The sequence below is a fragment of the Acidovorax sp. GW821-FHT10A04 genome, from assembly GCF_059415825.1.
In genome coordinates this window covers 859,608-872,306 of record NZ_JBWKNZ010000001.1, presented here as the reverse complement: position 1 = coordinate 872,306, position 12,699 = coordinate 859,608, and the positions used below count along the sequence as shown (strand labels likewise).

The following is a 12,699-nucleotide window of genomic DNA, read 5'->3' as shown; positions in this document are numbered from 1 at the left end:
TCAGGCGGCCTGCTCGTCCACGGCCTCCACCTCCACCAGACAGTCGTAGAAGGTGGGGGCGCGGCCCAGGTCGGTCAGGGCCTGGCTGGTGATCTCGTTGACGTTGGTGCCGTCGAGCCCCAGCTTGCGCCACCAGATGCCCATGCCGTTGACCACGCCGGGCCGGGCCCGGCGCGACACGCTGGCGTGGCAGCGGTAGCTGCCCCGGGCGTTGAACACGCGCACGATGCTGTCGTTGGCGATGCCGCGCGCCTCGGCGTCGTCGGGGTGGATCTCCAGCAGCGGCCGGCCTTCGATGTCGCGCAAGGTCTTCACGTTGACGAAGCTGGAGTTCAGGAAGTTGCGCGCGGGCGGCGAGATCATCGCCAAGGGGTAGGCAGCCGAGCTGCCCTGCAGCTCGTAGTTGGGCAGGTGGTCGGGCAGGCCGTCCAGGCCCTGGGTGGCCAGGCGTGCGCTGTAGAACTCGCATTTGCCCGAGGGCGAGGGGAACTGGCCCTCGGCAAACGGCGCGTCGGGCATGGCCAGCGTGGCAAAGCCCTGCGATTCGAGCAGCGCATAGTCCACCGCATCGCCGAAGGCCTGGCGGCACAGGGTGGCGTCGTCGTCGGCAAAGCACGGGTCGGTGTAGCCCATGCGCGCGGCTAGGTCGCGGAAGATCTGGGCGTTGGAGCGCGCCTCGCCCAGCGGGGCGATGGCCGGGCGGTTGAGCACCACGTCGGTGTGGCCGTAAGAGAGGTGCACGTCCCAGTGCTCGAGCTGCGTGGTGGCCGGCAGGATGTAGTCGGCGTAGTCGGCCGTATCGGTGTGAAAGTGCTCCAGCACCACGGTGAACAGGTCTTCACGCGCAAAGCCCTGCACCACCTTGCCCGACTCGGGGGCCACGGCCACGGGGTTGCTGTTGTACACCACCACGGCCTGCACCTGGGGGCCGAAGCCGGGCGAGGCCGGGCGCAGCAGGTCGTCGCCGATGGTGGACATGTTGATGGTGCGCGGCTGGCGGCCCGCCAGCAGGTCGGGGCGCTGCAGCACGGCGCGCTGCACCGGGTACTGGCCCGAGCTGGACAGCAGCATGCCGCCCGCACGGTGGCGCCAGGCGCCCGTGAGCGCCGGCAGGCAGGTGACGGCGCGCACGGCATTGCCGCCGCCGCGCACGCGCTGCATGCCGTAGTTCAGACGGATGGCGGCGGGCTTTGTGGTGCCGTATTCGCGGGCCAACTGGCGGATCTGCTCCACGGGGATGCCGCAGACTTCGGCCGCGCGCTCGGGTGGCCACTGCAGGGCGCGCTCGCGCAGGCCTTCCCAGCCCAGGGTGTGGCGTGCGATGTAGTCGTGGTCCAGCCAGTCGTGGGCGATCAGCTCGTGCATCAGCGCCAGGGCCAGCGCGGCATCGGTGCCGGGGCGCAGGGCGATGTGCTCGTGGCACTTGTCGGCTGTCTCGGTCTTGCGCGGGTCGATGCAGACCAGCTTCGCACCGTTGCGCTTGGCCTGCTGGGCATAGCGCCAGAAATGCAGGTTGCTGCCGATGGAGTTGCTGCCCCAGATCAGGATGAGCTGTGCCTCGGCGAAGAACTCCACCTTCATGCCGACCTTGCCGCCCAGGGTCTGCACCAGGGCCTCGGCGCCGGCCGAGGCGCAGATGGTGCGGTCCAGCAGCGAGGCGCCGAGCTGGTGGAAGAAGCGCCGGTCCATGCTCTCGCCCTGCACCATGCCCATGGTGCCGGCGTAGCTGTAGGGCAGGATGGCCTCGGGGTCGTGCGCGGCGATGGTGGAAAGGCGCTGTGCGATGTCGCCCAGGGCCTCGTCCCAGCTGACGGGCGTGAACTGCCCGCTGCCCTTGGGGCCGCTGCGTTTGAGCGGTGTGAGCACCCGCTCCGGGTGGTAGCTGCGCTCGGTATAGCGCGAGACCTTGGCGCACAGCACGCCATCGGTGTGCGCATGCGCGGGGTTGCCCTGCACCCGGGTGGCCACGCCATCGACCACGGTGGTCAGCAGCGCGCAGGTGTCGGGGCAGTCGTGGGGGCAGGCGCCACGTACCATCAGGGACACGGATTCAGGGGAAACAGGGGCCGAAATCGTAGGCATGGGTGGGGCTGGTCGTTAAACTGGCATGCAGGGCTGGTGGCGCGCTTGTGGCGCGGCCCGTCCGGGCGTATCGCGGACGCACCGCTCTTGGGATTTTCTTAGAACCGGGATTTCACCATGAACCACGTTGTATTGGGGCGCAGGCAGTTTTCCGTGGGCTTGGGTGCCGTGGCACTCGCCGGCTTTCAGACCGCCCGGGCGCAGAGCGAAGGGCGCATCGTGCTGGGCCAGTCGGCCCCGTTCACGGGGCCGGCGGCGCAGCTCGGTATCCAGTTCCACCAGGGGGCCAAGCTGTTCTTCGACCAGCTCAATGCCCAGGGCGGCGTGGGCAAGCGGCAGATCGAGATCCGCACGCTCGACGATGGCTACGAGCCGGACCGCTGCGCCGAAAACACCCGAAAACTCATAGCCGACGACGTGTTCGCGCTGTTCGGCTATATCGGCACCCCCACCAGCCTGGCGGCGCTGCCACTGTTCACCAAGGAGAAGGTGCCGTTCTTCGGCCCGTTCACCGGGGCCGAGGCCTTGCGCCAGCCGTTCAACCGGCTGGTGTTCCATGTGCGCGCCTCGTACTACGACGAAACCGCGCTCATCGTGCGCCAGCTCACCAACCTGGGGCTCAAGAAGATCGCGGTCTTCCACCAGAACGATGCCTATGGCAAGGCCGGGCTCGATGGCGTGGTGCGTGCGCTGACCGAGCAGAAACTGGCGCCCGTGGCCACGGCGACGGTGGAGCGCAATTCGGTGGATGTGAAGGCCGCCGTCGAGAAGCTGGTGGCCGCCAAGCCCGACGCCGTGGTGCAGATCGCCGCGTACGCGGGCAGCGCCGCCTTCGTGCGGGCCGCGCGCAAGGCGGGCTTTGGCGGCACGTTCTACAACGTGTCCTTCGTGGGCACGCAGGCCCTGGCCGACGAGCTGGGCAAGGACGGCGCCGGCGTGGTGGTCTCGCAGGTCATGCCTTCGCCCTACCAGCCCTCGCGCCAGATCACGCGCGAGTTCCTGGAGGCCATCAAGAAGGGCGGCGACAAGGTGCAGGCCAACTACTCCAGCATGGAGGGGTTCGTGGCGGCCCGCGTTTTTGCCGAGGGCCTGCGCCAGGCCAACGGCAAGATCACCCGCGACGGCCTGATCGCCGGGCTCGAAGGCCTGGGCAGCCAGGCCATCTCGGGCTTCCAGGTGTCCTACAGCGCCACCGACCATGCGGCCTCGAACTTCGTCGAGATGTCGATGCTGACCGGTGATGGGCGCGTGAGGACCTGACGCCCCTTGCGCGTCAGCCGAAGGCCTTGGTCGATGCCAGGCCCTGCATGAAGGCCTCGCAGCGGCCCAGTTGTTCCAGGCTCACGTACTCGTCGGGCTGGTGCGCCTGCTGGATGCTGCCGGGGCCGCAGACCACGGTGGGGATGCCGGCGTTCTTGAACAGCCCGGCCTCGGTGCCGAAGGCCACCAGGGTGGTGCCCTGCTCGCCGCTCAGTTCCTGCGCCAGGCGGGTCACGGCGTCGTCCTTGCTGCCCAGGAAGCTCGGGATCTCGCAGATGGTCTCGAAACTGAAACCGGTCTGTGGCGCCACCTTCTGCATCGCAGGTTCGAGCGAGCGCGCGTAGGCCAGCACCTCGGACTGCATCTGGGCCGCGTTGGCCGTCGGCAGGTCGCGGAATTCGTAGCGGAATTCGGCGTCGCGCGGCACCACGTTGTCGGCAATGCCGCCGTGGAACTGACCCACGCTGGCGGTGGAGAATGGCACGTCGAAACCCTCGAAGCGCGGCTCGCTGCGCTCGAAGCCCTCGGCCATGTCGCGCACCCGGCCCACCACGCGCGCCGCCATCTCGATGGCGTTCACCGAATGCGGCGTGAGCGAGGAATGCGCTTCCTTGCCGCGCACGCAGCACTTGTAGCGGTACACGCCCTTGTGGGCGATGGCCGGCACCATGCTCGTGGGCTCGCCCACGATGCAGGCCAGCGGACGGATGTTGGCGTCGCGCAGGTCGGCGATCAGCTCCTTCACGCCGAAGCAGCCCACCTCCTCGTCGTAGCTGAAGGCGAAGTGCATGGCAAACGGGGCGTCGCTGGCCAGGAACTGCGCGGCGTGCGAGAGCGCGATGCCGATGAAGGCCTTCATGTCGGCACTGCCGCGGCCGTACAGGTTGCCGTCCTTGACGAGTGCACTCAGCGGGTCCATCGTCCAGTCCTGGCCGTCCCAGGGCACGGTGTCGGTGTGGCCCGAGAGGATGATGCCGTTCTGTTTGCCCTCGCCCAGCGTGGCGAACAGGTTGGCCTTGGTCTTGTCGGCGTTGTAGGTCAGGCGGCTTTTCACGCCCAGCTTTGCCAAGTGGTCGCGGATGAAGTGGATCAGCTCCAGATTGGAGTTCTGGCTCACCGTGTTCATGCGCACCAGGGTCTGCGCAAGGTCAAGGGCGGGGGAGGAAATCATGGGCATGGACTGGTGATTAACCCGGGTTGGCACATAGGTTGCTGTGAGAACGTATTTACGGCTTTTCCGGGGTCGCGTTGAGGTGCAATCGGGATGAGTGCGGTGCCAATGTTGCGCCGCATGGGCTCGTGCCCATGCAAGCGGCTTGGCCCCGCAATCGCCCGATTTCACCTCAACCCGAAGGGCAAGTGCCTTGTCGGGTGGTCTGCAGCGTTGCGGCGCTCGCCAATAGCTGGGCTATTGGCAGCGCACCGCGCCTAGCATCTCATCCCGACAAGGAACTTGCGCGATCCCCGGAAAAGCCATAAATACGTTCTCGCGCTAGACTGTGAAATCGTAAGGACACATATCATGAACGTTATTGACTCCATCGTCACCCAGGCGGCCAGTATTGCAGCGGTGCGCCGGGACATTCACGCCCACCCCGAGCTGTGCTTCGAAGAGGTGCGCACGGCCGACGTGGTGGCCAACAAGCTCACCGAATGGGGCATTCCCATCCACCGCGGCCTGGGCACCACGGGCGTGGTCGGCATCGTCAAGGGGCGTGACGGGGGGGCCAGCGGCCGGGCCATCGGCCTGCGCGCCGACATGGACGCCCTGCCCATGCAGGAGTTCAACACCTTTGCCCATGCCAGCAAGCACACCGGCAAGATGCACGCCTGCGGGCATGACGGCCACACGGCCATGCTGCTTGCTGCAGCGCAGCATTTCGCCAAGCACCGCAATTTCGACGGCACCGTGTACCTGATCTTCCAGCCGGCCGAAGAGGGCGGTGGCGGTGCGCGCGAGATGATCACCGACGGCCTGTTCGAGCAGTTCCCCATGCAGGCCGTCTACGGCATGCACAACTGGCCCGGCATGCCCGTGGGCCAGTTCGCGGTGAGCCCGGGGCCGGTGATGGCGTCGAGCAACGAGTTCAAGATCACCATCCGCGGCAAGGGCAGCCACGCCGCGTTGCCGCACAACGGCATCGACCCGGTGCCGATCGCCTGCCAGATGGTGCAGGCCTTCCAGACCATCATCAGCCGCAACAAGAAGCCGGTGGACGCGGGCGTGATCTCGGTGACCATGGTGCACGCGGGCGAAGCCACCAACGTGGTGCCCGACAGCTGCGAGCTGCAGGGCACGGTGCGCACTTTCTCCATCGAGGTGCTGGACCTGATCGAAAAGCGCATGAAGCAGGTGGCCGAGCACACCTGCGCCGCGCACGACGCCACCTGCGAATTCCACTTCCACCGCAACTACCCGCCGACCGTGAACTCGCCGGCCGAGGCCGAGTTCGCGCGCAAGGTCATGGCCGGCATCGTCGGCGAGGCCAATGTGATGGTGCAGGAGCCCACCATGGGCGCCGAGGACTTCGCCTTCATGCTGCAGGCCAAGCCCGGTGCCTACTGCTTCATCGCCAACGGCGACGGCGCCCACCGCGAGATGGGCCATGGCGGCGGCCCCTGCACGCTGCACAACCCGAGCTACGACTTCAACGACGACCTGATCCCGCTGGGCGCGACCTACTGGGTCAAGCTGGCCGAAGAGTGGCTGGCCCAGCCCACGGCGGCCTGACTGACACCGGTTGTCGTTTCTGTCCTGAAACCCTGGGCACCCCTGCGTGCCCCGGGTTTTCTTTTGTTCCCAACCCCACCCACGAAAGCAACCGCCCCATGATCGGCATCGTCGACGCCTTTTCGCCCAGCTACGCCCAGGCCCGCAAGAAGTTTCTGGAGGGCGCGGCGGCGGCCGGCCTGCCCATCGAGTCGCATGCCCATCCGCTCAAGGGCCGCGATGGCGAGGACCTGGCCATGGACGTGGTGCGCGATGGTCCGGCCGACGCGAAGAAGCTGCTCATCGTGAGCAGCGCCTGCCACGGGGTGGAAGGCTACTGCGGCACAGGCGTGCAGGTGTTCTCGCTGCACGACCAGGAGTGGCGCGACAAGGCGCACGCGGCCGGTGTGGCCACGCTCTATATCCATGCGCTCAACCCCTATGGTTTCTCGCACGTGCGCCGCTTCACGCACGAGAACGTGGACCTGAACCGCAACTTCCAGGATTTCAGCCAGCCCCTGCCCGTGAACGAGGCCTACCGCGAGGTGCAGCCCCTGCTGCTGCCCGAGCAATGGCCACCCGGTGCCGACAACTTGGCTGCCGTGCAGCAGTACATCGACACGCATGGCGAGGGTGCCTGGCAGGCCGCAATATCGCGCGGCCAGCACGAGTTTCCGCAGGGCCTGTTCTTCGGCGGCACCGAGCCCAGCTGGAGCAACCGCACGCTGCGCCAGGTGCTGCGCCAGCATGGCGCCGGCGCCTCGCAGATCGCCTGGATCGACCTGCACACCGGCCTGGGCCCGAACGGCCATGGCGAGCGCATCTACGCGGGCAAGGACGACGCTGCCTCGGTGGCCCGTGCCCGCGCCTGGTGGGATGGCGGCGGTGCCACGCCGGTGACCTCGATCTACGACGGCTCCTCGACCTCGGCCTTCCTCACCGGGCTGATGTGGAACGCGATCTACGACGAATGCCCGCACGCCGAGAGCACGGGCATCGCCATGGAGTACGGCACCGTGCCGGTGCTTGACGTGATGAATGCGATCCGCGCCGAACAGTGGCTCAACCTGCACCCGGATGCACCGGCCGAACAGGCGAAACAGATCAAGGCGCAGATGCTGGAAGCCTTCTACACCGACACCGACGCCTGGAAGGGTCAGATCGTAAGCCAGGCCCGCCAGTCGATGTTCCAAGCCGTGGACGGCTTGAGCAACTGACTTACAGGCCCAGTTCGGTCAACCCTGGATGGTCATCCGGGCGCCGGCCCTGGGGCCAGTGGAACAGCCGGTCGGCCGCTTTGATCGGCTGGTCGTTGATGCTGGCATGGCGCACGGCCATGAGCCCGGCGTCGTTGAATTCCCAGTTCTCGTTGCCGTGGCTGCGAAACCAGTTGCCTGCATCGTCGTGCCATTCGTAGGCGAAGCGCACCCCGATGCGGTGCGAGCTGAACGCCCAGATTTCCTTGATGAGCCGGTAGTCGAGCTCGCGCGCCCACTTGCGCTCGAGGAACTGCTGCGCTGCCGCGCGCCCGACCGGGAACTCGGCGCGGTTGCGCCAGCGTGTGTCCTCGGTGTAGGCCAGCGCTACGCGCGCCGGATCGCGCGAGTTCCAGCCGTCTTCGGCCAGGCGGACTTTCTGGATCGCGGTTTCCAGCGAAAAGGGGGGCAGGGGCGGGCGGGATTCCATGGGCGGCACCTCGGTATGGGCAGAGTCGATAAGGTGTAGACAAGTCTGTCTACGTCGTCATCATAAACGCATGTAGACAGACTTGTCTACAATGGCCCCATGCTGCTTGCTCCCCCCATCGACGTCCAGGACCTGCCCGCGCGCGAGCGCCTGCTGCACACGGCGCACCGGCTGTTCTACCGCGAGGGCATCCGCGCCACGGGCATCGACAAGGTGATCGCCGAATCGGGCGTGACCAAGGTGACCTTCTACCGGCACTTTCCGAGCAAGAACGACCTCGTCTGCGCCTACCTGGAGATGCGCCACGCCCTGTGGATGGCCTGGTTCGCCGATGCGCTGGCGCGCCATGGCAAGGCCGGCACCGGATTGGCCGCCCTGGCGCCCGCGCTGGGCGAGTGGTTCACCCGCGAGGACTTCCGCGGCTGCGCCTTCATCAACAGCGTGAGCGAGTTGGGCGACACGGTGCCCGAAGTGAATGCCATTGCCCGCCGCCACAAGCAGGACATGACAGACCTGCTGGCCATGCTGTTGCCGCCATCGGCCACGCAAGCGCAGGATGCGCAGGCATTGGCCCTGGTGGTGGAGGGTGCCATCGTGCGGGCGCAACTGGGTGAGCCGGTGCCTGCGGTGCTGGCCAGCGTGTCGCACCTCTTGCCCGCATTGCTGCCCCGGCGCTGACCTACTCCAGCCGTGCGCCCTGCGTGGCGCCGTGGCCGGTGTCCCGGTCGTACTGCTTCTCGCGTTCCACGTGCTCCTGCAGCAGGCGGCGCCCCAGCGCGTCGGCTTCGCGCTCCAGGGTGGCGCAATCGGCGGCTGCCGGCAGCCGGGCAATGCCCTGGTCGATGGCCTGGGCCGCATCCCGCCCGAACTGCGCATGCCCCTGCTCATGCTGCGCCAAGGCGCGCAGGTAGCGGTCAAAGGCGGCCTGCTGTTGCGGCGAGGCGTTGTGCAGTTCGGGCAACTGCACCTCGGTGGAAAGGCGCGTGGTGACCTCCGTGATCGCGCAGCGCCCCGAGGCCTCGCGCCACCAGCGGTAGCTCCAGCGCACATGCCAGCGCGTGTAGCCATGGAAGCGCCGGCCATCCACCACGATGGGCGTGGCCGCCTGCAGCGCCTGGCGCAATGTCTGCCCGGTTTGCAGGTGAACGGTGTAGGGCCGATGCACATGCTCCTGCACCACGGCGGCGCGGGCGGGCAGCAGCGGCAGCACCGCTGCTGCTGCCGCCAGAACGGCAAGCCTGCGCAAGGTCTCAGTCTCCCCAGGGCAGCATCAGCGTGAGCAGCGAGAGCTGGTCGAACTCGGGCGCGAAGGCGTCGATGATGAGCTGGGGCTCGGGGCACAGCGTGGTGTCGGTGATCACTCCGAACTGCACGCCGCCGCCATAGCTCAGGATCGAGACACCGAGGCCGATGTCGCCCGACTGCGGCACCCAGAACATGCACTGCGTGACGCGCGCGCCGCACAGCGTGAGCTGCTCCTTGGGGCCGGGCACGTTGGTCATCACGGCCGTGGTCTTGCGGCCGAACAGGTTGAGCAGCGCATCCTGCGCGGGCTTGATCATCAGGCCGGCCACGGCCAGCATGGCGAACGCCAGGATGGGCTGGGTGCTGCCTTTCAAGGCATTCATGCGCCGACGCACCTCGTACACCCGCTCCACCGGGTTGGCGACGCCGATGGGCAGCACCAGCGGCACCAGGCCGAAGCGGTTGCCCAGCTTCCAGGCCTCTTCCATGGGGCGCAGGTTCACGGGGATCATGGCGCGGATCTCCTGGCCCGTGGGGTCGTCACCCTGGCTGCGCAGGTAGCCGCCGATGGCGCCGGCCACGCAGGACAGCAGCACGTCGTTGATCGAGCAGTTGAGCGCCTTGCCGATGGCCTTGACCTCCTCCAGCGGGATCGGCGGGCACCAGGCCACGCGCTTGGCCTGGCCGGGCTGGCCCTTCAGGCGTGTGGGCGAGTCATCGGGCATCAGCGCCAGGGCCGCCGCGTCGCTCACCAGCTGGTAGGCCACGCGCGCCATGTCCATGGTGCCGGCCAGGCCGTGCTGCATGGCCTTCTCGGGATCGCCCAGCACCTTGAACGAGCGCGCCGCGCCGTCACCCGCCAGGTCCAGCGCCTTGACGGTGAGGCCGGCCAGGGGCTTGATCAACGCGTCGGCGATCCAGTCCTCGGCCGTGGCCGCAGCCTCGCGCTCCTTGCGGCTGCGCTTGGGCGGCTCGGAACCACCGTCCACCAGCGACATGGTGACCGAGATCAGCGCGATGCCGTCGGCAATGCAGTGGTGGATGCGCACGATCAGTGCGCTACCCTGCTGGCCGTCGTCGCCCCGGAAGTTCTCGACCAGGTGCATCTGCCACAGCGGGCGGCGCGGGTCCAGCGGCTCCATGGCGAGTTCGCCCACGCGGTCCTGCAGGGCGCGCTGCATGCTCTGGCCGGGCTCTTGCGGCAGGGTCTCGCGCAGCACGTGGGCGGCGATGTCGAACTGCCGGTCTTCGACCCAGGTGGCACCGGCCGCGTCTTCCACCACGCGCTGGCGAAAACGCGGGTACTGCAGCAGGCGCTGCTGCACGCGCTCGCACAGCGCCTCCCAGCCGATGCCGGGGGCCAGCGTCCACACGCCGTTGATCATCATCAGGTTGCTGTCCGAGTCCATGCGCAGCCAGGCCGTGTCGACCTTGCTCATGCGCTCGCCCGACAGGCCGAGCATGCCGGTGGCGGCGCGGCGCACGTTCTTCTGCACCACGCCGGCGGCCTTGCGCGCCGCAGGGGGCAGGGCCTGGGCGCCGCGGCGGGCCGCCGCCGCCGTGGTGTCCCGGGCCTTGCGAGCGACCTGGGAGGCCGTGTTCAGCGGGTTGGCCAGGCCCTCGGAGCGGGTGGCGTTGGGAGCAGCAATGCGGGTCACCATCGGATGTACACCTGTTGTGGTTGTTTTGGGGGCTTGCCTCTATGGATTGCACGGCCTCTCACCATGCACAGACAAAGAGCCTGTTCCATGCCTTTTTGAAGCCGCGCAAGTCCTTTTTCGGGATGGAATGCAAGGCGCGGGGTGCAGCCAATAGCTCGGCTATTGGCAAGCGCCGCAACGCCGCAGACCGCCCGAAAAGGCACTTGCCCTTCGGGTTGGAGTGAAATCGGGCGATTGCACGCCCCGGCTGCTTGCATGGGCATGAGCCCATGCGGCGCACCCGAAGCATCCACTCATCCCGATTGCACTCCAACGCGGCTGCAAAAAGGCATGGAACAGGCTCTAAGATACAACGCCGCAAACAATTGCCGACACCGTTCTTTCCCTCCCCCATTTTTCGATATCCAAGGAGCAACCCCATGGCCGACCTGAATGCCGCCTTCGAAGCCGCCAAAGCCAATTCCGAGAACCTGAGCGAGCGTCCCAACAATGCCACGCTGCTCAAGATCTACGCGCTGTACAAGCAGGCCACCGTGGGCGACAACACCGAAAAGAAGCCCAGCTTCTCCGACATGGTGGGCCGCGCCAAGTGGGATGCCTGGAACGCGCTCAAGGGCACCGAGGCGGATGCGGCCAAGCAGCAGTACATCGACCTGATCACCGAGCTCAGCTGAGCCCCGGGATTCCCCTGCAGAAAAAGCGGCTCCGGCCGCTTTTTTCATGGACGGGGCAAAGCGCCGATGTTCCAATGGACGGAACTGCATTCTCTTTTGCGTCTGTCTCCGATGCCCCGCAAAGCCGTTTCCGAATCCGTCGCCGATGCCGATGCCGCCCCAGGCGGCGCGGCTGCCGTGGACCGCGCCCTGACCCTGATGGCCGCCTTCCGCCAGGGCGACGGGCCCCTGGCCCTGACCGAGCTGGCCACGCGGACCCGGCTGTACAAGAGCACGGCGCTGCGCCTGCTGGCCTCGCTCGAACATGCGCGCTGGGTGCAGCGGCTGGACGATGGTCGCTATGCCATCGGGCCCGAGGTGGGGCGGCTGCATGCGCTGTATGCGGCCTCGTTCTCGCTCGACCGGGTGGTCATGCCCGTGCTGCGCGAACTGGTGGCCGCCACGGGCGAGAGCGCGGCCTACCACGTGCGCCAGGGCGATGCGCGACTGTGCCAGTTCCGCGTGGATTCGCCGCACCCGATCCGCGACCACATCCGCGCGGGCGACCTGCTGCCGCTGGACCGGGGCACGGGCGGGCGGGTGCTGGTGGCCTTCGATGCCGCGCTGTCCAATTCACTGGGCCGGCACGACCGCGCGCTGTACGCGCGCATCCGCGCCGACGGCTACCTCGCCAGCGTGGGCGACCGGCTCAGCGAGGTGGCGGGCATCTCGGCACCGGTGTTTGCGGCCGATGGCGCGGTGGCCGCCGCCGTCACACTGACCATGCCGGCCCACCGCTACGACGAGCGCTATGTGAAGAGCGTGCTCGAGGCAGCGCGCAGCCTCAGCGGTCAGGTAGGCTGAAGCCTTTTCTTCAACGGTATGTGGTGAGGTGGATATTGGTCTCGGTGCTGCGGATGCCCGCGATCAGGCGGATGCGTTCGAGCACCTGGGCCAGTTCGGCCATGCTGCGTGCCTCCAGCTCGGCCAGCAGGTCCCAGCGGCCGTTGGTGTCGTGCAGGGTGGCCACGCCGGGCTCGCCCAGCAGGCTGGCCACCACCTGCCGCGACTGGTTGCCCTCCACCAGCACCCCCATCCAGGCGCGGATGCGGTCGGGCTCGGCCTCGGGCCGCAGCTTGACGGTGTAGCCCACGATCACCTGGCTGTCTTCGAGCTTGCGGATGCGGTTGGTCACCGTGCCGCGGGAGACGCCGAGCTTGTGCGCCAGGTCGGCGACGTTCATGCGCGCATTGCCACGCAGCAGGGCAATCAGGGAGCGGTCGAGTTCATCCATGGTGTCATGCCATAAAGTGAGCGATGACTGTCATTTTGACAATCAATCCTGCATTTCGGTATATTTTTGACGATTCACATTGCCTCGTGCCCGCCGGACACTGGATGC

12 protein-coding genes are annotated in these 12,699 nt (G+C 67.5%); 6 read left to right on the top strand and 6 right to left on the bottom strand.

The genetic code is table 11. The annotated features are described in order from the left end of the window. On the bottom strand, nt 1-2,082 hold the full coding sequence (locus AC07PF_RS04005; protein ID WP_494610955.1) for a molybdopterin-containing oxidoreductase family protein: 2,082 nt from the start codon (nt 2,080-2,082) through the stop codon (nt 1-3). 117 nt (nt 2,083-2,199) lie between these two features. Here AC07PF_RS04005 and AC07PF_RS04000 point away from each other — a divergent pair, with 117 nt between their 5' ends. Then, nucleotides 2,200-3,342: an ABC transporter substrate-binding protein gene (locus AC07PF_RS04000; RefSeq protein ID WP_494610954.1), complete on the top strand. Its 1,143-nt coding sequence runs from the start codon at nt 2,200-2,202 to the stop codon at nt 3,340-3,342. Nucleotides 3,343-3,355: 13 nt separating this feature from the next. On the opposite strand, the gene argE is transcribed toward AC07PF_RS04000, so the two are convergent. Next, a complete protein-coding gene (gene argE, locus AC07PF_RS03995) occupies nt 3,356-4,513 on the bottom strand; it encodes an acetylornithine deacetylase (protein WP_494610953.1) in 1,158 nt (385 codons plus the stop codon). 351 nt (nt 4,514-4,864) lie between these two features. On the opposite strand from argE, the gene AC07PF_RS03990 reads away from it, so the two are divergent. Continuing rightward, on the top strand, nt 4,865-6,073 hold the full coding sequence (locus tag AC07PF_RS03990) for a M20 aminoacylase family protein (protein ID WP_007848842.1): 1,209 nt from the start codon (nt 4,865-4,867) through the stop codon (nt 6,071-6,073). 98 nt (nt 6,074-6,171) lie between these two features. Continuing rightward, nucleotides 6,172-7,269, top strand: coding sequence for a M14 family metallopeptidase (locus tag AC07PF_RS03985; protein ID WP_007848844.1), 1,098 nt, complete (start codon nt 6,172-6,174; stop codon nt 7,267-7,269). 1 nt (nt 7,270) lies between these two features. On the opposite strand, the gene AC07PF_RS03980 is transcribed toward AC07PF_RS03985, so the two are convergent. After that, on the bottom strand, nt 7,271-7,738 hold the full coding sequence (locus AC07PF_RS03980) for a nuclear transport factor 2 family protein (protein ID WP_007848846.1): 468 nt from the start codon (nt 7,736-7,738) through the stop codon (nt 7,271-7,273). A 99-nt stretch (nt 7,739-7,837) separates the two neighbouring features. On the opposite strand from AC07PF_RS03980, the gene AC07PF_RS03975 reads away from it, so the two are divergent. Beyond that, nucleotides 7,838-8,416, top strand: coding sequence for a TetR/AcrR family transcriptional regulator (locus AC07PF_RS03975; protein ID WP_007848847.1), 579 nt, complete (start codon nt 7,838-7,840; stop codon nt 8,414-8,416). Between the two features lies 1 nt (nt 8,417). Here AC07PF_RS03975 and AC07PF_RS03970 read toward each other — a convergent pair whose 3' ends face one another. Both AC07PF_RS03970 and AC07PF_RS03965 read right to left on the bottom strand, forming a co-directional pair. Beyond that, nucleotides 8,418-8,984, bottom strand: a complete 567-nt coding sequence (locus AC07PF_RS03970) for a DUF922 domain-containing Zn-dependent protease (RefSeq protein ID WP_494609198.1) — start codon at nt 8,982-8,984, stop codon at nt 8,418-8,420. Nucleotides 8,985-8,988: 4 nt separating this feature from the next. After that, the gene (locus AC07PF_RS03965; RefSeq protein WP_494609199.1) at nt 8,989-10,644 is read right to left on the bottom strand and encodes a wax ester/triacylglycerol synthase family O-acyltransferase; all 1,656 of its coding nucleotides are present in this window, start codon (nt 10,642-10,644) and stop codon (nt 8,989-8,991) included. 419 nt (nt 10,645-11,063) lie between these two features. Between AC07PF_RS03965 and AC07PF_RS03960 the strand changes: the two genes are divergently transcribed. Continuing rightward, nucleotides 11,064-11,318: an acyl-CoA-binding protein gene (locus tag AC07PF_RS03960; protein WP_007860945.1), complete on the top strand. Its 255-nt coding sequence runs from the start codon at nt 11,064-11,066 to the stop codon at nt 11,316-11,318. A gap of 111 nt (nt 11,319-11,429) precedes the next feature. Beyond that, nucleotides 11,430-12,161 (top strand): IclR family transcriptional regulator, encoded by a 732-nt coding sequence (locus AC07PF_RS03955; RefSeq protein ID WP_494609200.1) that lies wholly within the window; start codon nt 11,430-11,432, stop codon nt 12,159-12,161. Nucleotides 12,162-12,171: 10 nt separating this feature from the next. On the opposite strand, the gene AC07PF_RS03950 is transcribed toward AC07PF_RS03955, so the two are convergent. Beyond that, on the bottom strand, nt 12,172-12,591 hold the full coding sequence (locus AC07PF_RS03950) for an Lrp/AsnC family transcriptional regulator (protein WP_007860943.1): 420 nt from the start codon (nt 12,589-12,591) through the stop codon (nt 12,172-12,174). Between the last annotated feature and the right edge of the window lie 108 nt (nt 12,592-12,699).